The organism is Pseudomonas sp. GW-45, assembly GCF_056896675.1.
In genome coordinates, this window is record NZ_CM167674.1 from 793889 (window position 1) to 813564 (window position 19676).

Genomic DNA, 19676 nt, shown 5'->3' on the forward strand with positions numbered 1-19676 from the left:
TTATTCGCAGACAGCCAGACATTTCCGGCACAACGGATGAACGGGACGGCCCAGCAGAAAGAGTAAAGTGAAAAGCCGGGCTGCTTTTCAGCTGCCCGGCCTGTGGCTTACTTATTGGCTTCGTACAACGCCTGCACGCGCGGTGCGGCGGCACGCAGAGCTTCAATACGGCCTGAGGATGATGGGTGAGTGCTCATGAACGGTGGTGGCTCGCCCTGCGAGGCGCCTGACATTTTCTGCCACAGGCTGACGGCGGCCTGCGGGTTGTAGCCTGCCCGGGCAGCGAGTTCGAGGCCAATCAGGTCGGCTTCGCTCTCGTTGGAGCGGCTGTTGGGCAGCGTTAGGCCATACTGAACAGCCATATCCGCTGCCTGCTGGCTGCCAGAGCCCAAGCCCAGTAGTGCGCCAGCCAATTGAGTGCCCATCTGAGTGGCGTACGCACGGGAGATGGCTTCGCGGCCATGCTCGCGTAAGGCGTGAGCAATCTCGTGGCCCATGATTTGGGCAATTTCGTCATCGGTTAAGTTGAGTTTATCGATGATCCCGGAGTAGAACAGGATTTTACCGCCGGGCGCGCAACTGGCGTTGAGCTGGTCATCCTTAATCAGATTGACTTGCCAATCCCACTGAGCTGCATCCGGCCTAAAATAGGTAGCTTGCGCGGTCAGGTCGTCAGCGATTTTGCGCAAACGGCTGACGGTCGCAGCATTGGTATTGAGCACGCCGGCTTTCTTGGCTTCAGCCAGAATCTCGTCGTAAGACTGAGCCGCCATTTGGTTGACTTCTTCGCTCGACAGGCCGCTCATCATGTACTGGGTACGGTCCACTCCAACGTTGCCGCCTTGAGTGGTTTGCACGCTTTGGCATCCGGCCAGGGCAATGACCGGCACACACAGTAGAAAACGCAATCGCATGGTTCTTTTATCCTTGAATGAACTGGGCGTGGCGGACAACCGCCACGCCGTTGTGGTGCTTATCGATCAGCAGAATCTTCTATGCCATCGCCAACCTTTTGCACATCCTTGCCAAAGCCCTCAACGGTATTACAACCCGAGAGAACAGCGATACCAAACAGGGTTGCTACAAGCATCATCAGCGTCTTTTTCATTGCTTTGTATCTCCAGGATTATTGAACGCAATACAGACCAGCACTTTTAAATCTAGCAGAGCTGCAGATTTCGTGACGTTCTTTGCTTACGCAGGGATTCTCTGTTGAGATCGCTGCGGTGCCAGAACGAGGTAGTTCAGCTCAATGAAACACGGCTAGTATGGTATGGCCATCACCGGTTTCAGGCAATCAGACAGCGCAAACGCGCTAATGTCTTCACAGGATTGAAGTTTTTTTGCTGGTCGCCGATATAACAACAAGAACATGTATGCGCGCCTTTGTCTGGCGGCTAAGCCGAGGTAATTAATGAAATTCAAGTCGATTCAGCTATCCATCGCAGTTCTGGCTGGAGCTTGTCTGTTCATCGCAGTCGGGGTCATGACCCTTTTTTCCGTCTACTCCTCAGAGCGCAGCCAAGCTTATGTGCAAGATCGCAGTCAGGAGTTACTCGAAGGTGTAGTGAAAGACCGACTCCTGTCCATCGCTAACGGTGAACGGGAGCAGATTCGCCGCCAGCTGGAATACCCCTTGGGAGTGGCCTCACAGTTGGCCAATCTGAACGTTATGTTGGGTGAGATACAACCAGACGGTATGCCTTCGCTGATGATGGGGCGCGAGGAAATGAACCGGGTTATTCGTATGACGCTGCAGGAAAATCCTGATCTGCTGGGCGCGTATGTTGGCTGGGAGCCAAATGCTTTTGACGATCTGGATAACTTCTTTCAGGGTATCGAGACCGACGGTTACGATGGTAGCGGCCGCTTCATGCCGTGGTGGTACCGCAGCGAAGACGGCAGCCTTGAGATGGATTCGCTGGCTGACCTGGAAGATGAAACTCTGCTAGATACCGGCGTGCGCGCTGGCGAGTACTATCTTTGCCCCAAGGATACCCTCAAACCCTGCGTGACTGATCCGGCACCTTACGAGGTCGGTGACAGAACTATTCTGTTGTCTTCCTTTACCGTTCCGCTGATCAGCGAAGGCGAGTTTCGCGGTATAGCGGGGGCTGACCTGTCCATGGACTTTTTGCAGGGCATGCTGCAGCGTGGCGATGATGCGTTATACGACGGCGTGGGCACCCAGGCGTTGGTTAGCAGTAGCGGACGGTTGGTTGCCTTTACCGGCGAGGGCGCCAAGCCTGGTGATCGCGCCGACAAAGTCCTGGACAGCAGTGACTTGGCCAATCTGGCAAAGTTACAAGATCAACCCATCTATTCGATAGACGAGGCCCGTGGCCATATTGAATTGGCCATGCCCATCACCCTAGGTAATACCAGTACGCGCTGGTCGTTGTTGATCATCTTGCCTATGGATGCAGTCATGGCTGACTTGATCGCGCTGGATGGCGAAGTGGCCGAGCAGAGCACTCAGTCTGCCTTGATGCTGGCTGTGGTTGGCTTTCTGGTAGCGCTGGTTGGTCTTGTTGTGATGATCTTTGTCGCCTATGGCTTGGCCAAGCCTGCACGTCAGCTGGTCGCCATGCTGGATGACATTGCCAAGGGTGACGGCGATCTAACCAAACGTCTCAATGTGGATCGCGCGGATGAGCTAGGTGCCATAGCGGCCGGTTTCAACGCCTTCCTCGATAAGTTGCAGGGGATGATCAAGGAAGTGGTTGGCTCGGTGCAGCAGGTTACCGATGCTTCCGAGCACACCGCCGATATTGCCATTCGTACTAACGATGGGGTGCAGCGGCAGCTCAGTGAAATTGACCTGGTAGCCACCGCGGTTACCGAGATGACAGCGACTGCGCAGGATGTAGCGCGCAATGCTGCCCAGGCGGCAAGCGCTGCGCATAACGCGGACGGTTCTGCTAATCATGGCCGCGAGGTGGTCAGAGCGACTTCGGCCACTATTCAGAATCTTTCAGAGGATATTCAGCGCGCGGTCGAAAGTGTGCAGTCGCTGGCGCGTAACAGCGAGAACATCACTGGGATTCTCGACACCATTCGTGGCATCGCGGAACAGACCAATCTGTTGGCGCTCAATGCCGCCATTGAGGCAGCGCGGGCTGGCGAGCAAGGCCGTGGTTTTGCCGTGGTAGCGGATGAAGTACGTAACTTGGCGCAGAAAACCCAAGCCTCTACTGCCGAGATTCAGACGATGATCGAGCAGCTGCAGAACGGTACGCGCGAGACCGTTAAAGTGATGGAGCAAAGTCGCTCACGCACCGATCAGAGCGTACTACAGGCAGAAGAGGCGGATGCTGCGCTGACCTCAATCACTCAAGCGGTATCAGTGATTAACGATATGAATAATCAAATTGCCAGTGCGGCGGAGCAGCAGAGTGCGGTAGCTGAAGACATTAACCGCAACGTTACTACTATCGATACGGTGGCTAAATCAGTAGCGGCTGGCGCCGATGAAGCATCGCAGGCCAGCGCCTCGCTGACCAAGCTAGCAGAGCATCAACGCCGTCTGATCAATCAGTTCAAGGTTTGAATCGGGCCGCTGGGGTTGCAGCAATGCGGCCCCTTGGTCAGTGGCGTGCTGACGGCGCTGTTCACAGGGTGAATCATCTCTACCTGAGCGTCGGCGTTCAGTAGCAATGGCTGTAACGCGCTGACCGGTGTGGCATCTGCCAGCCAGATGGCCTGCTCGCCGCTATTGAGCGCAACCGGCATGCGCTCGGCCAATTTAGCCGGTAGGTCTTTGGACGGTGCAGTAATGATCGCGCAGCTGTCCCAATAGATCCCTTCGTCGAGCTGATAACGCTCCCAGATGGCGGCCAAAGCCAGCCCGCCGTCGCGGCGACGCAGATACCATGGATGTTTGCGCGAGCCATTGCTCTTCCATAGATAATAACCATTGATCGGTACCAAGCAACGCCGCTGCGCGAAAGCCTGTTTAAACATGGGTTTCTCATGCAGGTATTCCGCTCGCGCATTAAAGCTGGCACGGCTGAGGTCTTTCAGCCAGCCAGGCGTCAGGTTCCACAACACCGGCACGCATTCCAGGCGCCCCTGCTGTTTACGCAAAATCAATACCCGCCCGCCGGGTGGCAGATTCCATTCAGGTTGCCAATCGGACGGGGTGCTGGGATGGGGAGGGGTGAATTGGGCAAGGCGGCCAGTCATGGATTGGTGGGATCCGGCGCTATAAGGTCGCTAGGTTCTTCGAGTGGGCTAGCGCTTAGATAATCATTAATCAGTTGGCTGCCGCGCTGAATATCTTCGTCGCTAAGCCAGATGGCGAGCAGGTCATGCGCTGGTAAATCGCCAACGGCGCCCTGCAAGTATTGACCGCTGATATGGCAGTTAATGTGATGGTCCGCCAGCATGCTTTGCAGCAAGGTGGCCTCGGCCATGTCGAAGGGTCGATATGCACACTGCATGCTCAGTCCTGCTCGCGGCGCAGGTCGACCTGATAATCGTCCTGCTCGGGGTCAATTGACAGGTTCACCTGGATCGGTTGGCAGCACACCTGACAGTCTTCGATATAGTCCTGAGAGCCGCCGGTGAGGTCGAGCAGCAAGGCTATGGGTTCGCCGCAATAGGGGCAGGCGAGGTTGGCTTCTTCAATGGCCTGCAAGAGGATGGCTCCAGTGGTTAACGTGTGGCGCCCAGTGTAGCCCTATCGTCAATTTGGCGAAACCGCCGTACACGTCGCATAATGCGCGGCTAAAGCTTACTAGATTGAGGAAAACATGGGCGCGTTTGATGCTATTCGGCCGTATGACGATGCTGAGGTTCCAGCCGTAATGGACCGCCTGCTAGGCGATCGGGAACTGATGCGGATGCTGGCTGCTTATCGTTTTCCGCGCCTGGCGCGCTGGTTTCCGGGCTTGATGCAGCGCGCAGTGGAGCTCGGGTTGCGGCGTGAGGCGCGCGGCATTGAGTGTGTTGATACCCTGCAGCACCGGATGGAGCCTTACCTCGACCGGCTGATTGAAAGCAGCACGTTGCAGGTCACTTATAGCGGTATGGAACATCTGCGCGATGGCCAGGCCTACCTTTTTCTGGCTAACCATCGTGACATCGTCATGGATCCGGCTTTCGTCAATTATGCGCTTTACCACGCCGGCCATCCGACGCCACGCATGGCGATTGGGGATAATCTGCTGCAGCGGTCTTTTGTTGCCGATCTGATGCGGCTGAATAAGTGCTTTATCGTGCACCGTTCGTTAACCGGTCGTCGGGAAAAGCTGCAGGCGTACCAGACCTTGTCCGCTTACATCAGCCATTCATTGGCGCAGGGCGAGTCGATCTGGATTGCTCAGGCAGAAGGGCGAGCCAAGGATGGTGTGGACGAAACCGATCCGGCGATCATCAAAATGGTGTGTATGAGTCGTAAGAGTGAGGAGTTTTCCGGTCTGATTCAGTCATTGAATCTTGTGCCGGTATCGATCGCCTACGAATGGGACCCCTGTGACAGCATGAAGGCGCGCGAGCTTGAACAAAAGGCGCGACTGGGCGAATACCGCAAGGAGCCTGGCGAGGACGATAGGTCCATCGCCAAAGGGCTGACTGGTTACAAAGGGCGTGTGCACGTGGCGTTTGGCGAGCCACTGCAGGATGATTACGCTGATGCGAAGGCAGTCGCCCGTGCGGTGGATCAGCAGGTGCTGACCCACTACCGGCTGTTTCCAAGTAATTATTTAGCGCTAGAGCAGCAGGGGGATATTCCTGCGGATGTGGCGGATTGGCGTGCATCTTTTACTGCGGCTGAGATAGCCGAAGAAGAAGCACGCTTCAATGCACGTTTGGCGGAGTGCCCGGTTGCACAGCGGCCATTCTGGCTATTGCAATACGCCAATCCAGTGCTCAGCCGCTTGCGAGTTTTGGCGCAACAATAGCGTTGAATGCGCTCAGAGCTGGGTGCTGATTAGGCTCAACAACAGTGCCAGCGTGAGTGCCACAGCACCCACGCGATAGAATAAACGGTTGCTGCGTTGAGTCGCCTGGTCATCGGTACTTAGCTCAGCACCCTGCGGCGCGGTAGCGATACGCTGAGCGTTGAGCACGCCACGTAGTTGGGTGGCAATCCACAGCCAGCTGCCATTGACGGCAAAAAATAACGCCAGACTATTGATAACCAACGCGGGATGCGCGAGGTAGTACATCCATGCTGCCTGCAACGGATACATAGCGGGTCCTCCGAACAACGTAATCGGTAACCTGCGGTACGCTAGCGGCGGCGACATGTGTTATCACGACGCTTTCAGTCCAGCCTGTACCTGTCTATTCTTGTGGTTATGGAGGGTTACAGCGATACACAAATGGGATGATGTGGTGGCGGCTTCTGCCATTCCACCGGTTCATAAGCAGGCGCGATTTTAGGCGATTTGGCGATTTAATTCGACCAGCGCTGTACAGTTCCCGATCAATGGTTGTGCCGACCACTGGTGGGGATCGCTCAATTTCGGCAAGCTGCGCAACCCTAGAATGCAACCTTTTACACCCACCTTGAGGTTATTGATATGAACAAACAACTGATAACGACCCTGCTGATTAGCGCATTGCTGACACTGGGCGGTTGTGCTTCATCGTTGACCGGGGACAGCTATAGCCGCGACGACGCACGTGCACCGCAAATTGTGCGTATGGGTACCGTGGAGTCGGTCAGGTTGGTGAAGATCGAAGGCACTAAAACCGTAATCGGGCCCGCTGCCGGCGCGGCAATTGGCGGTGTTGCTGGTAATAGTGTGGGCGGCGGCAGTGGTCGCGCAATCGCGACTATCATTGGCGCTCTGGCCGGTGGCGTGGCCGGCGCTGCAGCTGAGGAGGGTGTGACCCGTACTCAGGGTGTTGAGGTCACGGTAACCGAAGATGGAGGACAGACCCGAGCCTATGTGCAGGAAGTGCAGGAGGGTGTGGACTTTATTGTAGGGGATAGAGTGCGTGTAATGACGGTAAACGGCGAGTCGCGCGTAGTTAAGTGACCTCCAGTTTGCGCCAAAGCCTGTCGGCATCTCGCCGGTAGGCTACGCATTTTGTAACGCAATGCGCGTTCCGCGCAGCCCGCAGCAAGAGCTCCTGCCTTTATACTATCGATCTTTGCTTGCGCGCTTTCTTATATGAGCGCTGCGGCCTCTATGCCGCTACCGTGATAGGCTGGGCGGCCAGATTGAACCGTCGGCTTACCGCGCTCGGAGCGCGGAAATACCGGTAATAGCCTTCTTGGCCATAGATGGAGTGAGTCCTGCATGACCTTGGCGCTTATCGTCATCCTTCCACTGATCGGCAGTCTGCTGCCGTTATTGTTTAGTAATCATGGCCGCTCGCTTTGTGCCAGCATGACTATGTTGGCGCCGGTCATCGGCATGGTGCTGTTGTGGCAACAGGCGCCGGCAGTATTTGCCGGTGAAACGCTGGTACAAACTTGGCGTTGGCTCGACCTGCTCGGTTTGCACATCAGTTTCCGCCTGGATGGTCTGAGTTTTCTGTTTGCGTTGATGATTTTAGGTATTGGCCTGCTAGTGATTCTCTACGCGCGCTATTACCTTGCTAAAAACGACCCGATGGGTCGTTTTTTTGCCTACTTGCTGCTGTTTATGTCAGCAATGCTGGGTGTGGTGCTATCGGAAAATCTGCTGCTAATGATGTTCTTCTGGGAGATGACTAGCCTGTCATCCTTCTTGTTGATCGGTTACTGGTCGCACTCTACAGATGCCCGCAAGGGCGCGCGCATGGCTTTGGCGGTGACCGGCGCTGGCGGTCTGGCGTTGCTGGCAGGCGTGTTGCTGATTGGCCAAGTGGTAGGCAGCTACCAGCTGACGGATGTACTCGCTGCAGGCGATTTGCTGCGCGGACACGCGCTATACCCGGTGATGCTGATACTGGTGTTGCTTGGGGTGTTTACCAAGTCGGCGCAGTTCCCCTTCCATTTCTGGTTGCCCCACGCTATGGCGGCGCCTACCCCGGTGTCGGCGTACCTGCATTCTGCGACCATGGTCAAGGCTGGGGTATTTTTGCTGGCGCGGCTTTATCCGGCGCTGGCCGATACTGACCTGTGGTTCTATTTGGTTAGCAGTGCCGGCATGGCCACGCTGTTGGTGGGGGCCTGTACGGCGTTATTTCAGCACGATCTCAAGGGCTTGCTGGCCTATTCGACGATTAGTCATCTGGGCTTGATTACGCTGCTGTTTGGTTTAAATACTCCCTTGGCCGCAGTGGCGGCGGTGTTCCACATCATCAACCATGCGACGTTCAAAGCGTCCTTGTTCATGGCCGCCGGCATCATCGATCACGAAACGGGTACGCGTGATATGCGGCGGATTAATGGCCTGTTGCGCTTTATGCCGCACACCGCCACCCTGGCGATGGTAGCCGCCTCGGCAATGGCCGGTGTACCGCTGCTCAACGGCTTTCTGAGCAAGGAGATGTTCTTCAGCGAGACTCTGGAGCAACACATGCTTGGTAGTTTCAGCTGGCTGATTCCGCTGGGTGCGACTTTGGGCGGGGTGTTCTCTGTCGCCTACTCGCTGCGCTTTATCCACGATGTGTTTTTCAACGGCAAACCGGTCAACCTGCCCAAGTACCCGCCGCATGAGCCGCCGCGCTATATGAAGGTGCCGGTAGAAATTCTCGTGGCCATGTGTCTTATGGTTGGTTTGGCTCCTGGCCTGACGGTTGCAGGTCTGCTTTCCGTCGCAGCGCAAGCGACAGTTGGCGGCGCCTTGCCGGAATACAGTTTGGCGATCTGGCACGGTTTCAACTTGCCGCTGATGATGAGCTTTGTGGCACTGGTGGTGGGTGTTCTGGTTTACGCCGCACGTGCGCCTCTGTTTGCCTGGTACGAGCGCCAGCGAGAGCTGGATGCCAAGCTGGTTTTCGAACGCATGATTCAGTCTATGGTGCGTGGCGCCGGTCAGTTCACGCTGATGCTGGAGAATGCTTCGTTACAGCGTTACCTCACGTTTTTGCTGGGCTCAGCGCTAGTGGTCAGCGGTTACTGGCTGTTTAAACTGCCAAGTTTGCGTGGTGACGTAGCTATGTCGTCGATTGATGGTACTAGCCTGGCCGTTACCCTCATCATGGCCGTAGCTGCCTTGGCGACAGTGTTCTGGCACCGGCAGCGGCTGGTTTCCTTGACCATGCTCAGCGTAGTGGGCTTGGGCGTGGTCTTGGCGTTTGCTCGTTTCGCCGCGCCGGATCTGGCCTTGACGCAGATATCGGTCGAAGTGGTCACCATAGTGCTGCTAATGCTGTCGTTATTCTTCCTGCCAGCGCGTACGCCACGCGAGTCTTCTTTATTACGCCGTGGGCGCGACCTGTTGCTGGCGTTAATGAGTGGCCTGTTGGTGGCAGCGCTGGCTTTTGCGGTGATGACACGGCCCTATGACAGTATTGCCGGGTTTTTCTTGGAAAACAGTCTTAGCGGCGGTGGCGGCACTAACGTCGTCAATGTGATTTTGGTTGATTTCCGTGGCTTCGATACCTTGGGCGAAATCACCGTGCTGGCAGTTGCTGCCATCGGTATTTACGCGCTGATCGATGGCTTGCGATTACGTTTGCCCGGCGGCGATAGTCTTGGCAAGCCTTGGGCGACACGCAGCGAGCAACTTATGTTGGTGAACCTGTCGCGGGTGTTGCTGCCGTTGGCGTTGCTGATCTCGGTGTTCATCTTCCTGCGCGGACACAATTTGCCGGGCGGCGGCTTCATTGCCGGCCTGATTACCGCTGTAGCGCTGATTCTGCAGTATGTTGCCAGCGGCGAAGAGTGGACATCCGAGCGTTGGCCGGTGAATTACCATTACCTGGCAGCTTCGGGCGTGTTGATCGCAGCAGCTACCGGTGCTGGCAGCTGGTTGTTTGGTTATCCCTTCCTGACCAGCGCCTTCGACCATTTCTATATTCCACTGGTGGGTGACGTCGAGCTGGCGACTGCCATGCTGTTTGATCTGGGGGTCTATCTGACTGTGGTCGGTGCTACTTTGTTGATACTCGCGAACCTGGGCAAGTTGTCCAAGGTGCCGCTGCGAAGGGGAGATTTCTAATGGAGCTGATGTTCGCGTTGCTCATTGGCTTGCTGACCAGTTGTGGGGTATTCCTGCTGCTGCGCGCCCGCACCTTCCCTGTGGTGGTAGGGCTTACGTTGATCGGTTATGCGGTTAACTTGTTTCTGTTTTCCATGGGGCGTATCGACGAGGCAGTGCCAGCGGTGCTTGGAGAGCATGTCGATTACGCAGACCCGCTACCGCAAGCGCTGGTGCTCACCGCCATCGTAATCGGCTTTGCGATGACCGCTTTTGCGTTGGTGCTATCGCTGCGCGCCCAAGGTGAGTTGGACAGTGACCACGTTGATGGCAAGGGAGACCGTTGATGAGTCATCTGCCAATCCTGCCGGTACTGTTACCCATGATTGTGGGCGCAGTGCTGTTGTTGCTGCGCGGTAGCATGGACTTCAAGCGGGGAGTCGGGCTAATTGCGACCTTCCTGCAGATCCCTTTGTCAATATTGTTGTTGCTGCGTGCAAGCGAAGGGACCTTGGTTTATGCGCTGGGAAACTGGATGCCGCCGTTCGGTATCGTGTTGGTAGTGGACCGGCTCAGCGCCTTGATGCTGCTGATCACGGCGGTACTGGCATTCTGCGCATTGCTGTATGCCATACGCGGAGACGATGCAGCTGGACGCAACTTTCATCCGCTGTTTCAGTTTCAGCTGATGGGCATTACCGGCGCCTTCCTTACCGGTGACTTATTTAACCTATTTGTTTTCTTTGAGATTTTGCTGATTTCTTCCTATGCATTGCTGTTGCATGGGGCCGGTTCGGCGCGGGTTCGCGCGGGACTACATTACGTCCTGCTTAACCTGACTGGGTCGGCGTTATTCCTGATTGCGGTAGGCACTCTGTATGGGGTGTTGGGCACCCTAAACATGGCCGATCTGGCCGTGCGGGTCGGTCAGTTGTCGGCTGAAGATCAGCCCTTGGTAGGCGCTGCTGGGATGCTACTGCTGGTGGTGTTTGGTTTGAAAACAGCCATATTTCCGCTGTACTTCTGGCTGCCGCGAGCCTATTCCTCTGCCAGCGCGCCCGTGGCAGCGCTGTTCGCCATCATGACCAAGGTAGGGCTGTATTCAATATTGCGTGTGTACACGCTGATCTTTGGTGAGCAGGCCAATACCTTAGCGCACATGGTTAATGATTGGCTCTGGCCTTTGGCGTTGATGACCTTGGCGCTGGGTGCCATCGGCTCGCTAGCCGCAGCCACCCTGACTGGCCTGGTGGCTTACCTGGTAGTGCTGTCGGTAGGCACCATGTTAGCGGGGCTGGCGATTGGTACTCCCGAGGCATTGCGCGCGACCTTGTTCTATCTAATGCATTCGACCTGGATAACCGGCGCGCTGTTTTTGTTTTCTGGCGTACTGCAGCGCGTGCGCGGGCCACGCTTTGCCGCTCGGCTGGTTGCTGGTCCGGCGCTGCCGTACCCGATGTTACTGGGCGGTATCTTCTTTCTAGCGGCGATGTCGATTGTCGGTATGCCGCCGCTGTCGGGCTTCATCGGCAAGCTGCTGTTACTCAGCGCGGCGGGTACGGGCCATCTGGCCGCCTGGTTGTATCCAGTCGTACTGGGTAGCGGTCTGCTGGCCCTCATTGCGCTTAGCCGGGCTGGAACCACGCTGTTTTGGCGTCAAACCGAGGTCAGTGCGTCGGCTGAGCCGCTTGATGCTCTGCGTATGACCGCGGTGCTGCTGTTGCTACTGGCCAGTCCTCTGCTAGTGGTATTTGCCGAGCCGGTGCTCACCTATCTGGCCGCCACTGCAGACCAGCTACTCCAGCCGCAAAACTATATAGATGCGGTGTTTCCCACTGCAACGGAGGCAAGCCCATGAGCCTGCTGAAGCGCGTGTTGCCGCACCCGTGGTTGAGCCTCTCTATGCTTATTGGCTGGCAGTTGCTGATGAACCAGGTGTCAGCAGGCAGTCTCATCATGGGCGCCATATTGGCCTGTCTGATACCGTGGATGACCAACGTCTTTTGGCCTAACCCGCCACGTGCTTGTCGAGTAGATCGTTTGTTTCTGTTTGTCTGTCGGGTGTTAATCGACATAGTGGTGGCCAATTTGCAGGTCGCCAAGTTAATTCTCGGCCCACGCCGTGAGCTTCGGCCTGCCTTTGTTTTGTTTCCGCTGACTCTGGAGCACGAATTTTCCATCAGTGTACTGGCGAGCACTATTTCGCTGACACCAGGCACGGTCTCAGCTGATATCAGTGCAGATCGCAAAACACTGCTGATTCATGGGCTGGACGTGGATGATGAGCAGGCTTTGATTGAGCACATCCGCCGTCGCTATGAGCAGCCGCTTAAGGAGGTGTTCGAATGCTCCAAACGGTGATTATTTTTTGCCTTGGGATTATGAGCGTGGCGTTGATTCTGACGTTTGTGCGGCTGATCAAAGGGCCAGATTTGCCGGATCGGATACTGGCCATGGATACGCTCTACATCAACGGCATAGCCGTGATTATGTTGTTTGGGCTCTATCTGGATTCGAATCTATTTTTTGAAGCGGCGCTATTGATTGCGGTGATGGGGTTCGTGAGCACTGTTGCGATTGCCAAGCACCTGATGCGCGGCAACATCATTGAGTAAGAGGTCGTTATGAGTGAATCAAGTTGGGTCGAGTGGGTTATCGCGGCGCTGTTACTGATTGGCAGCCTGTTTGCCCTGATCGGTTCTATTGGGCTGGTGAAGCTACCCGATTTCTTTATGCGCTTGCATGGGCCGACCAAGGCTACCACTCTGGGCGTGGGCGCGCTGGTAGTGGGCTCCATGCTGTATTTCTCGCAAAAGTCCGGTGAGCCCAGCTTGCACGAACTGCTGATTACCTTGTTCCTGTTTCTTACCGCGCCAGTCAGTGCGCACATGCTGGCCAAAGCGGCCATGCATGAAAAGCTACGCCGTGAACCCAGAACCCGTGGCGAGCCCTGGGATCAGTAATCAAGAAGCTAACCGGTAGCGTCGTCGCCCCTGTTACAGGGCTTCCTGCTCTGGCGCTGGCGCGCTCGGTTTGATCCGCGGAAAGCCAAATACAATGGCCAGTACGGCCATCAAGCCCAATAACCAGCAATAATGAACCTGGCTGATCAGTGCTAGCGGAGATAACGCGGCCAAAGAGCCGGCCAAGAGTATCTGCGCTCCATACGGGATGAGGCCTTGCACCACGCAGGAAAAAATATCCAGTAGGCTGGCACTGCGCCGTGGATCAACCGCATAGTGCTCGGCCAAATCCTTGGCAACGCTGCCGCTGATGATGATAGCGACAGTGTTGTTGGCGACAAACAGGTTAGTCAGACCGACCAGCCCGGCGATGCCGGTCTCCCCGCTGCGCCGACCGGGTTTGCTGGTGCGGGAGGTCAATGCCTGAATGCGCAAGCGCAGCCAGTCCAGCCCACCTTCCTGCTTCATGATGGCTGATAAACCACCAATCAGCATCGACAGGACCATGATTTCCAGCATTCCGGCAAAGCCCTGATAAATATCATTACCGTAGGTCGCCAGCGCGTAATCCGGTTTGATTAGCAGCCCGGTGATGCCAGAAAGAACGATGCCCGCCATCAGCACGATCATCACATCCAGCCCGCTTAAGGCCAGCGCTAACACCACTAGGTAAGGCAGTACCAGCCAGGCGTTGTAATCTCCGGCTGGCGCGGCGTTGCTGCTGTCGCCCAGGACAAACAGCACCACTAGGGTCAGTAGCATGGCGGGCAGGGCAATCATTAAATTGAGTTTGAACTTGTCGCGCATTGCTACACCTTGGGTGCGGGTTGCGGCAATGGTGGTATCCGAGATGATCGATAGGTTGTCGCCGGCCATGGCGCCACCGATAACCGCACCAGCCGCCAGCGGAATCGACAGCCCCGTAGCCTCGGCAAAACCCAACGCAATGGGGATCAGCGCGCCTATGGTGCCCATAGAAGTGCCCATGGCGGTCGAAATGAATACGGCGATCACAAATAACCCCGGCAGTACCATGCTGGGCGGGAGAATGCTCAAGCCCAGGTTGACGGTAGCATCCACCCCACCAATCGCTTTAGCGACGCTGGAGAAGGCACCAGCCAACAGAAAAACCAGTGCCATGGTAATGATGTTGCGATCGCCAATACCGTCGATAAAGGTTGTCAGGCTCTCGCGATAGCTACGTTGGGTCAGCAGCATGGCCAGGATGATTCCCGGCAGAATAGCTACCGGCGCCTTAATTTGATAAAAGGCAAACTCGGTACCCTGTAGGGTGTAATAGATGCCACTGCCGAGAAAAATGAGCAAAAACAGCAGGAGCGGCAACAGAGCGACAGCTCTGGGTGCCTGCGGAATAGGGGCCATGGGAAATCGCTTTTGGTTGAATACGGGTAACCGTCAGCCACGCATGACGGAATTAGTCGCTATTCTAGCAGCCGGATGGCGGAGATGCCCGCAGGGCGCGGGTAGCAAGCAGAGGAATAACCTCCTGGGCGATGAATCGCTCAGGAGGCTGTAAGAACGCGTTGAATCAGGGAGCTAGCGCGAGACTGGAAACTGACTGACGTGGTGTGATCGCGATTTCTATACGGCGATTCAGATCGCGGCCTGCTTCGGTATTATTATCAGCGCGGGGTTGCTCTTCGCCGAGACTCTTCAACTGCATGTTGTGACGGCGTACCCCACCAAGTTGCAGCACACTGGCAACCGCTTGGGCGCGCTCCATGCTCAATTGCTGGTTGGTATCGTCCGCGCCTACGCTGTCACTGAAGCCTGTTACCGCGATATTGCTGTCGGTTGCTGTACGCAGCACCTTGGCAACGCGTGACAGCGGAACCAAGCCTGATGGCAGCAGCAGCGTGCGCTTGGGGTGGAAGTTGTCTCGTACCGGGATCACCAGAAGAATCTCTTCACCGGTATTATGAATCTCGTAGCGTTCCTCTAGCGCGATGGCGGTCAGCTCTGCCATATGCGATTGAGCCCATGGCGTTGCTTCTGGCGGCGGCGGCGGTGGAGCGGGCTTGTTGGATGAGCAGGCCGTAATGGTGAGTGCTACGGTGCTGAGTAGTGCGGCAGAAATCATCTTCATTATTGTGCTTCCAACATAGTTTTTCTAACCAGACAACGTTTGGGAACCAAACCCGCCAAAATGAATCGCATGCGGGTGAATGTGGCATAGAGTACCACCGCAAATCGCATTTGTGATCAGCCGTACGTCATGATTTTGGCGGCTTCACCCTCATTTACGCAATGGAGTTCACAAATTGAGACCTTTTACACTAAATACCACGCGCATCCCCCTGATTGCAATAGTGTTGCTGGTCTCCGGCTGTAGCCTTTTGCGCGATACCTGGAGTGGTCCTCAGCAACGCCTGAGTGGTTTGCTGGAGCACAGAGGCGACGCTTTTGTATTGACTCAGTGTGGGAGTGATCACGCTCAACCGGTAAACGCCAGTAATTCATTGAATGAGGTGTTTGCAAAGGCCGCCCAGCCGGGGCAACGGGTTATCTTTGTCGACATGCTTGGGCAGGTTGATCGTTCCGAGCGAATTACCTCCGGTGAGGTATTGCGCATGCAGTCCCAGGGGCGCGGCTGTAGCGACCACAGCGGTGATGGCGCGCAGTGGATTGCGCTGCAATACAAGCCCGCTTGGCGCGTTGCTCTGGCCGCCAATGGTTTGACACGCAGTGACGCAGAGCGGGGATATCCTGCGCAACCGGTAGTAACGGAACAGTCAGCTGATGGTTCGCTAAACGCGCGGAGTCTGCAGGGTGATGAACTGGAATTATGGTTGTATCCGCAAGCCTGCCAGGACCTGGTTACAGGTGACTACTTTCATATGAGCGCCACTTTGTTGGTCGATGGTGAGCGTTTCACAGGCTGTGCTTATCAAGGGCGCCAGACGGCGCCTTGATAACCTGTAGGCCTTTCAAGCCCAATTGTTAGCCGCCGAGATAGGCTTTGCGCACATCTTCATTGGCCAGTAGCGCGTCGCCGCTGTCCTGCAGAACGATGTGCCCATGCTCCATTACATAGCCACGATCTGCTAGCTTGAGCGCCTGATTGGCATTTTGTTCTACCAGGAAGACGGTCACGCCCTGTTGGCGTAGCTGCTCGATGATGTCGAAAATCTGCTGGATAATGATCGGCGCCAAGCCGAGCGAAGGTTCGTCCAATAACAGCAGACGTGGCTTGCTCATCAGTGCGCGACCAATCGCCAGCATTTGCTGCTCGCCACCGGACATGGTGCCCGCGCGTTGCTGGTAGCGTTCTTTCAAGCGTGGAAACAGCGTCAGGGTGGTGTCCAGCTGTTCCTGCTGCTCTTCCTTCTTGGTGAAAAAAGCACCCATGCTGAGGTTTTCTTCTACCGTGAGGCGTGAGAATACGCGTCGGCCTTCCGGCACAATGGCGATATCCTTGCGCATGATTTCAGCGGTAGTCAGTCCGGTCAGCTCATCACCTTCATAACGAATGCTGCCGGTGGTGGCGCGCGGATCACCACAGAGAGTCATCAGCAGGGTGGTTTTGCCAGCGCCGTTGGCACCGATCAAAGTAACGATTTCGCCGCGTTGAACCTCCAGGTTTACTTCATGCAGCGCCTGGATCTTGCCGTAGTGGGTCGATACGTTTTTCATGTACAGCATGGCTGGCAATTCCTCAGGTTTCACCCAGGTAGGCTTTGATAACGTCTGGATTTTGCTTGATCTGGTCCGGCGTGCCAGCGGCCAGCGGGCGTCCCTGGTTGATCACTACGATCTGATCGGAAATGCTCATCACCAGCTTCATGTCGTGCTCGATCAGCAACACGGTTAACTCATGGTTATCGCGCAGCTCGGCAATCAGTGCTTTGAGGTCATCGGTTTCCCGTGGGTTGAGGCCGGCGGCGGGCTCGTCCAGCATCAGTAGTTTGGGCTGAGTGACCATGCAGCGGGCGATTTCCAGACGGCGTTGTTGGCCATAAGACATAGTATTAGCGGGCCGATTGGCGAACTCGTGCAGGTTGGTTCGCTCCAACCAATACGCAGCGCGCTCCATCGCCTCGCGTTCGCTACGGCGGTAACTCGGCGTCTTGAACAGGCCAGCCAGCATGCTGGTATTCATGTGTTGATGCTGGGCCACCAACAAATTTTCGACGACGGTCATCTCGCTGAACAGACGAACATGCTGGAAGGTGCGGATCATACCGCGGCGCGCCACCTTGAAGCCGGGTAAGCCTTGTATTTCACGACCATCGAAAATGATTTTGCCGCCACTGGGCTTGTAGAAACCGGTCAGGCAATTGAATACCGTGGTTTTGCCGGCGCCGTTAGGGCCAATCATCGAAACGATCTGGCCAGGCTGTACGCTGAGTTGCACCCCGTCGACGGCTAGCAGGCCGCCAAAGCGCATGGTCAGCCCGGATACTTCTAATAACGGGCGGCTCATGTGCGCAACTCCAGGTGCGGGCGGTTCATGGGTAGCAGTCCCTGCGGGCGCCAGATCATCATCAAGACCATCATCAACCCAAACAGCAACATGCGGTACTCGTTAAATTCGCGGGCCAGCTCCGGCAAGATGGTCATAATGATGGCGGCCAAAATGATGCCAATCTGCGAGCCCATACCGCCCAACACCACGATGGCGAGGATGATGGCAGACTCGATAAAGGTGAAGGATTCCGGACTGATGAAGCCCTGTCGCGCGGCAAAGAAGCAGCCAGCAAAACCGGCGAAGCTGGCACCAATGGTGAAAGCGCCAAGTTTCACTGAAGTTGGGTTGATACCTAGCGCACGGCAAGCAATTTCATCTTCACGCAGGGCTTCCCACGCGCGGCCAATGGGCATGCGCAGTAGGCGGTTGATCACAAATAGGGTGATCAACACCAGCAGTAGTGCGAGCAGATACAGGAACATCACCCGGTGCTCGGAGCTGTAGTCAATCCCCACAAACTCATGAAACGTCTGCATACCCTCACTGGCCTTACGGCTGAATTCCAAGCCGAACAAAGTTGGCTTGGGAATGCCGCCAATGCCATTCGGGCCGTTGGTTAGCCAAGTCATGTTGTTGAGCAGGATGCGGATGATTTCGCCAAAGCCTAGCGTCACGATGGCCAGATAGTCGCCGCGCAAGCGCAGCACCGGAAAGCCCAGCAGAAAGCCGAACAACGCTGCCAGGCAGCCGGCAGAAATCAGGCCGGTCCAGAAGCCAACATCGAAATACATCGCCAGCAGCGCGTAACCATAGGCGCCGACCGCGTAGAAACCGACGTAACCCAAATCCAGCAGGCCGGCCAGGCCGACCACGATGTTCAAGCCCAAGCCGAGCATCACGTAAATCAACACCAGGGTCGCCAGATCGGTACCGCCACGGTTTGAAATAAACGGCCAGAGAATCGCCAGGGCAATCAAAAAGCACCAGAACAGCCGCCGAAGAATGGGCTTTTTGCTTGCCTCAATCAGATGGGTTGGGGTCTTTGGCATGCCAGGCATGGCTTTCCACAGGGCTGCCAGATGGTCGCGGAACAGGTTGTAGAAGAATATGAAAGCGGCGGCGATGGCGATTTTCCAATACACATCAGGGCCAGCGCCGACTAGCGTCAGGTTGGTGCCGTCCTGATTTAGCCGAACCCCCATCAACAGGCCGGATAGGACCACCACCACAACGGCGGAAATTACCGCCGGTTTTAGATTGGTACGAATCATACTTTTTCCACCTCCGGGCGGCCAAGAATGCCACTGGGGCGGAACAGGAGAATAAGAATCAGCAGGCCGAAGGAGACGACGTCTTTGTATTCAGTACTGAAGTAGCCGGCGGTAATGGCCTCGGTAACGCCGAGTAGCAGGCCACCCAGTACCGCGCCGGGAATGCTGCCAATACCGCCAAGTACCGCAGCGGTGAAGGCTTTGAGGCCGGCCATGAAGCCGATGTATGGATTAATTACGCCGTAGTACATGCCTAGCAACACACCAGCAATGGCTGCCAACGCTGCGCCGATGACGAAGGTCAGCGCGATGATGCCGTTGGTATTGATGCCTAATAGGTTGGTCATCTTCAAGTCTTCAGCACAGGCGCGGCAGGCGCGGCCCATACGCGAGCGAGAGATGAACAGGGTAAGCAAAACCATGCTGATCAGCGTCACTGCAAAAATGATCATTTGCATATAAGACAAGCTGGCATGAAAGGCATCCTGCGGACCGATATCAATACCGCCGGTTACCAGGGTGGGCATGGCGATATCACGCGAGCCTTGGGCGATGCGCACCAGGTTTTGTAGAAAGATAGACATGCCGATCGCTGAAATGAGCGGGATCAGGCGGTTGCCGCCACGCAGCGGGCGGTAGGCGACACGCTCGATACTGTAGCCGTAGGCACTCGTGACCAGCATGCTGATCGCGAAGGCAGCAAAAATCAGCAGCGGTACCGACTCAATTCCGAACATTGCCAGTGCGGCAATGACGATAAAGGCGATATAGCTACCGATCATATAAATTTCGCCGTGGGCGAAGTTGATCATACCGATGATGCCATAAACCATGGTGTAGCCAATGGCGATCAGGGCATAGGTGCTGCCGACGGTAAGGCCGTTCAGCAACTGTTGAAGAAAATAATAGAGGGACTCTGGCATAGCCACGACACCGAAAATACAAGAGGAGCAATGCAGGTCCGCAAAGACTGGCATCAACAAAAAAG

The 19676-nt window shown here is 56.0% G+C and carries 22 protein-coding genes and 1 pseudogene; 11 read left to right on the forward strand and 12 right to left on the reverse strand.

Annotation, left to right across the window (positions count from 1 at the left end; all coding sequences use genetic code 11):
• Positions 1 to 107 precede the first annotated feature (107 nt).
• Together AC1XYH_RS03540 and AC1XYH_RS03545 are read right to left on the reverse strand one after the other, a co-directional pair.
• Positions 108 to 914, reverse strand: coding sequence for a M48 family metallopeptidase (locus AC1XYH_RS03540; RefSeq protein WP_483325286.1), 807 nt, complete (start codon positions 912 to 914; stop codon positions 108 to 110).
• A gap of 59 nt (positions 915 to 973) precedes the next feature.
• On the reverse strand, positions 974 to 1108 hold the full coding sequence (locus AC1XYH_RS03545) for an entericidin A/B family lipoprotein (RefSeq protein ID WP_092285111.1): 135 nt from the start codon (positions 1106 to 1108) through the stop codon (positions 974 to 976).
• Between the two features lie 1479 nt (positions 1109 to 2587).
• On the opposite strand from AC1XYH_RS03545, the pseudogene AC1XYH_RS03550 reads away from it, so the two are divergent.
• Positions 2588 to 2644 (forward strand): annotated as a pseudogene (locus tag AC1XYH_RS03550) (hypothetical protein); the annotation flags it as partial.
• A gap of 201 nt (positions 2645 to 2845) precedes the next feature.
• Positions 2846 to 3550, forward strand: a complete 705-nt coding sequence (locus AC1XYH_RS03555) for a methyl-accepting chemotaxis protein (protein WP_483326295.1) — start codon at positions 2846 to 2848, stop codon at positions 3548 to 3550.
• On the opposite strand, the gene AC1XYH_RS03560 is transcribed toward AC1XYH_RS03555, so the two are convergent.
• The 3 genes from AC1XYH_RS03560 to AC1XYH_RS03570 are packed head-to-tail and all read right to left on the reverse strand — an operon-like array spanning position 3535 to position 4639.
• Positions 3535 to 4185: an SOS response-associated peptidase gene (locus AC1XYH_RS03560; RefSeq protein ID WP_483325287.1), complete on the reverse strand. Its 651-nt coding sequence runs from the start codon at positions 4183 to 4185 to the stop codon at positions 3535 to 3537. The two genes, AC1XYH_RS03555 and AC1XYH_RS03560, sit on opposite strands and share 16 nt — an antisense overlap.
• Positions 4182 to 4442 carry a putative signal transducing protein gene (locus tag AC1XYH_RS03565; protein WP_483325288.1) on the reverse strand — a complete coding sequence of 87 codons (261 nt, stop codon included), beginning with the start codon at positions 4440 to 4442 and terminating at the stop codon, positions 4182 to 4184. The genes AC1XYH_RS03560 and AC1XYH_RS03565 overlap by 4 nt, the downstream gene beginning before the upstream one ends.
• Before the next feature lie 2 nt (positions 4443 to 4444).
• The gene (locus tag AC1XYH_RS03570) at positions 4445 to 4639 is read right to left on the reverse strand and encodes a CPXCG motif-containing cysteine-rich protein (RefSeq protein ID WP_483325289.1); all 195 of its coding nucleotides are present in this window, start codon (positions 4637 to 4639) and stop codon (positions 4445 to 4447) included.
• Positions 4640 to 4754: 115 nt separating this feature from the next.
• Between AC1XYH_RS03570 and AC1XYH_RS03575 the strand changes: the two genes are divergently transcribed.
• On the forward strand, positions 4755 to 5903 hold the full coding sequence (locus tag AC1XYH_RS03575) for a 1-acyl-sn-glycerol-3-phosphate acyltransferase (protein WP_483325290.1): 1149 nt from the start codon (positions 4755 to 4757) through the stop codon (positions 5901 to 5903).
• A 12-nt stretch (positions 5904 to 5915) separates the two neighbouring features.
• Here the strand turns inward: AC1XYH_RS03575 and AC1XYH_RS03580 are convergent, their stop codons facing one another.
• Positions 5916 to 6194: a hypothetical protein gene (locus tag AC1XYH_RS03580; RefSeq protein WP_483325291.1), complete on the reverse strand. Its 279-nt coding sequence runs from the start codon at positions 6192 to 6194 to the stop codon at positions 5916 to 5918.
• A 333-nt stretch (positions 6195 to 6527) separates the two neighbouring features.
• Here AC1XYH_RS03580 and AC1XYH_RS03585 point away from each other — a divergent pair, with 333 nt between their 5' ends.
• From AC1XYH_RS03585 to AC1XYH_RS03615, 7 genes are all read left to right on the forward strand, one after another.
• A complete protein-coding gene (locus tag AC1XYH_RS03585) occupies positions 6528 to 6989 on the forward strand; it encodes an outer membrane lipoprotein (protein WP_483325292.1) in 462 nt (153 codons plus the stop codon).
• Between the two features lie 264 nt (positions 6990 to 7253).
• Positions 7254 to 10046, forward strand: coding sequence for a monovalent cation/H+ antiporter subunit A (locus tag AC1XYH_RS03590; RefSeq protein ID WP_483325293.1), 2793 nt, complete (start codon positions 7254 to 7256; stop codon positions 10044 to 10046).
• Positions 10046 to 10372 carry a Na+/H+ antiporter subunit C gene (locus AC1XYH_RS03595; protein WP_483325294.1) on the forward strand — a complete coding sequence of 109 codons (327 nt, stop codon included), beginning with the start codon at positions 10046 to 10048 and terminating at the stop codon, positions 10370 to 10372. The genes AC1XYH_RS03590 and AC1XYH_RS03595 overlap by 1 nt, the downstream gene beginning before the upstream one ends.
• Positions 10372 to 11883, forward strand: a complete 1512-nt coding sequence (locus AC1XYH_RS03600; protein WP_483325295.1) for a monovalent cation/H+ antiporter subunit D — start codon at positions 10372 to 10374, stop codon at positions 11881 to 11883. Before AC1XYH_RS03595 ends, AC1XYH_RS03600 begins: the two co-directional genes overlap by 1 nt.
• A complete protein-coding gene (locus tag AC1XYH_RS03605; RefSeq protein WP_483325296.1) occupies positions 11880 to 12386 on the forward strand; it encodes a Na+/H+ antiporter subunit E in 507 nt (168 codons plus the stop codon). The genes AC1XYH_RS03600 and AC1XYH_RS03605 overlap by 4 nt, the downstream gene beginning before the upstream one ends.
• Positions 12371 to 12640: a K+/H+ antiporter subunit F gene (locus tag AC1XYH_RS03610; RefSeq protein ID WP_483325297.1), complete on the forward strand. Its 270-nt coding sequence runs from the start codon at positions 12371 to 12373 to the stop codon at positions 12638 to 12640. The genes AC1XYH_RS03605 and AC1XYH_RS03610 overlap by 16 nt, the downstream gene beginning before the upstream one ends.
• Positions 12641 to 12649: 9 nt before the next feature.
• Positions 12650 to 12988 carry a Na+/H+ antiporter subunit G gene (locus AC1XYH_RS03615; protein ID WP_483325298.1) on the forward strand — a complete coding sequence of 113 codons (339 nt, stop codon included), beginning with the start codon at positions 12650 to 12652 and terminating at the stop codon, positions 12986 to 12988.
• A 33-nt stretch (positions 12989 to 13021) separates the two neighbouring features.
• Here the strand turns inward: AC1XYH_RS03615 and AC1XYH_RS03620 are convergent, their stop codons facing one another.
• Entirely contained in the window at positions 13022 to 14371 is a 1350-nt protein-coding gene (locus tag AC1XYH_RS03620) for a Na+/H+ antiporter NhaC family protein (RefSeq protein ID WP_483325299.1), read from the reverse strand.
• A gap of 166 nt (positions 14372 to 14537) precedes the next feature.
• On the reverse strand, positions 14538 to 15095 hold the full coding sequence (locus AC1XYH_RS03625; RefSeq protein WP_483325300.1) for an OmpA family protein: 558 nt from the start codon (positions 15093 to 15095) through the stop codon (positions 14538 to 14540).
• Positions 15096 to 15270: 175 nt separating this feature from the next.
• On the opposite strand from AC1XYH_RS03625, the gene AC1XYH_RS03630 reads away from it, so the two are divergent.
• Positions 15271 to 15921, forward strand: coding sequence for a hypothetical protein (locus AC1XYH_RS03630; protein ID WP_483325301.1), 651 nt, complete (start codon positions 15271 to 15273; stop codon positions 15919 to 15921).
• A gap of 28 nt (positions 15922 to 15949) precedes the next feature.
• Here AC1XYH_RS03630 and AC1XYH_RS03635 read toward each other — a convergent pair whose 3' ends face one another.
• The 4 genes from AC1XYH_RS03635 to livH are packed head-to-tail and all read right to left on the reverse strand — an operon-like array spanning position 15950 to position 19611.
• Positions 15950 to 16651 (reverse strand): ATP-binding cassette domain-containing protein, encoded by a 702-nt coding sequence (locus AC1XYH_RS03635; protein ID WP_483325302.1) that lies wholly within the window; start codon positions 16649 to 16651, stop codon positions 15950 to 15952.
• A gap of 13 nt (positions 16652 to 16664) precedes the next feature.
• A complete protein-coding gene (gene livG, locus AC1XYH_RS03640; protein ID WP_483325303.1) occupies positions 16665 to 17432 on the reverse strand; it encodes a high-affinity branched-chain amino acid ABC transporter ATP-binding protein LivG in 768 nt (255 codons plus the stop codon).
• Entirely contained in the window at positions 17429 to 18688 is a 1260-nt protein-coding gene (locus AC1XYH_RS03645) for a high-affinity branched-chain amino acid ABC transporter permease LivM (protein WP_483325304.1), read from the reverse strand. The genes livG and AC1XYH_RS03645 overlap by 4 nt, the downstream gene beginning before the upstream one ends.
• Entirely contained in the window at positions 18685 to 19611 is a 927-nt protein-coding gene (gene livH / locus AC1XYH_RS03650; RefSeq protein WP_483325305.1) for a high-affinity branched-chain amino acid ABC transporter permease LivH, read from the reverse strand. The genes AC1XYH_RS03645 and livH overlap by 4 nt, the downstream gene beginning before the upstream one ends.
• Positions 19612 to 19676 lie beyond the last annotated feature (65 nt).

Excerpts from the sequence above, each read along its gene's own strand:
- AC1XYH_RS03540 (WP_483325286.1), bottom strand. The coding sequence starts at position 914 with ATGCGATTGCGTTTTCTACTGTGTGTGCCGGTCATTGCCCTGGCCGGA.
- AC1XYH_RS03545 (WP_092285111.1), bottom strand. The coding sequence starts at position 1,108 with ATGAAAAAGACGCTGATGATGCTTGTAGCAACCCTGTTTGGTATCGCT.
- AC1XYH_RS03555 (WP_483326295.1), top strand. The coding sequence starts at position 2,846 with ATGACAGCGACTGCGCAGGATGTAGCGCGCAATGCTGCCCAGGCGGCA.
- AC1XYH_RS03560 (WP_483325287.1), bottom strand. The coding sequence starts at position 4,185 with ATGACTGGCCGCCTTGCCCAATTCACCCCTCCCCATCCCAGCACCCCG.
- AC1XYH_RS03565 (WP_483325288.1), bottom strand. The coding sequence starts at position 4,442 with ATGCAGTGTGCATATCGACCCTTCGACATGGCCGAGGCCACCTTGCTG.
- AC1XYH_RS03575 (WP_483325290.1), top strand. The coding sequence starts at position 4,755 with ATGGGCGCGTTTGATGCTATTCGGCCGTATGACGATGCTGAGGTTCCA.
- AC1XYH_RS03580 (WP_483325291.1), bottom strand. The coding sequence starts at position 6,194 with ATGTATCCGTTGCAGGCAGCATGGATGTACTACCTCGCGCATCCCGCG.
- AC1XYH_RS03585 (WP_483325292.1), top strand. The coding sequence starts at position 6,528 with ATGAACAAACAACTGATAACGACCCTGCTGATTAGCGCATTGCTGACA.
- AC1XYH_RS03590 (WP_483325293.1), top strand. The coding sequence starts at position 7,254 with ATGACCTTGGCGCTTATCGTCATCCTTCCACTGATCGGCAGTCTGCTG.
- AC1XYH_RS03595 (WP_483325294.1), top strand. The coding sequence starts at position 10,046 with ATGGAGCTGATGTTCGCGTTGCTCATTGGCTTGCTGACCAGTTGTGGG.
- AC1XYH_RS03600 (WP_483325295.1), top strand. The coding sequence starts at position 10,372 with ATGAGTCATCTGCCAATCCTGCCGGTACTGTTACCCATGATTGTGGGC.
- AC1XYH_RS03605 (WP_483325296.1), top strand. The coding sequence starts at position 11,880 with ATGAGCCTGCTGAAGCGCGTGTTGCCGCACCCGTGGTTGAGCCTCTCT.
- AC1XYH_RS03610 (WP_483325297.1), top strand. The coding sequence starts at position 12,371 with ATGCTCCAAACGGTGATTATTTTTTGCCTTGGGATTATGAGCGTGGCG.
- AC1XYH_RS03615 (WP_483325298.1), top strand. The coding sequence starts at position 12,650 with ATGAGTGAATCAAGTTGGGTCGAGTGGGTTATCGCGGCGCTGTTACTG.
- AC1XYH_RS03620 (WP_483325299.1), bottom strand. The coding sequence starts at position 14,371 with ATGGCCCCTATTCCGCAGGCACCCAGAGCTGTCGCTCTGTTGCCGCTC.
- AC1XYH_RS03625 (WP_483325300.1), bottom strand. The coding sequence starts at position 15,095 with ATGAAGATGATTTCTGCCGCACTACTCAGCACCGTAGCACTCACCATT.
- AC1XYH_RS03635 (WP_483325302.1), bottom strand. The coding sequence starts at position 16,651 with ATGCTGTACATGAAAAACGTATCGACCCACTACGGCAAGATCCAGGCG.
- livG (WP_483325303.1), bottom strand. The coding sequence starts at position 17,432 with ATGAGCCGCCCGTTATTAGAAGTATCCGGGCTGACCATGCGCTTTGGC.
- AC1XYH_RS03645 (WP_483325304.1), bottom strand. The coding sequence starts at position 18,688 with ATGATTCGTACCAATCTAAAACCGGCGGTAATTTCCGCCGTTGTGGTG.
- livH (WP_483325305.1), bottom strand. The coding sequence starts at position 19,611 with ATGCCAGAGTCCCTCTATTATTTTCTTCAACAGTTGCTGAACGGCCTT.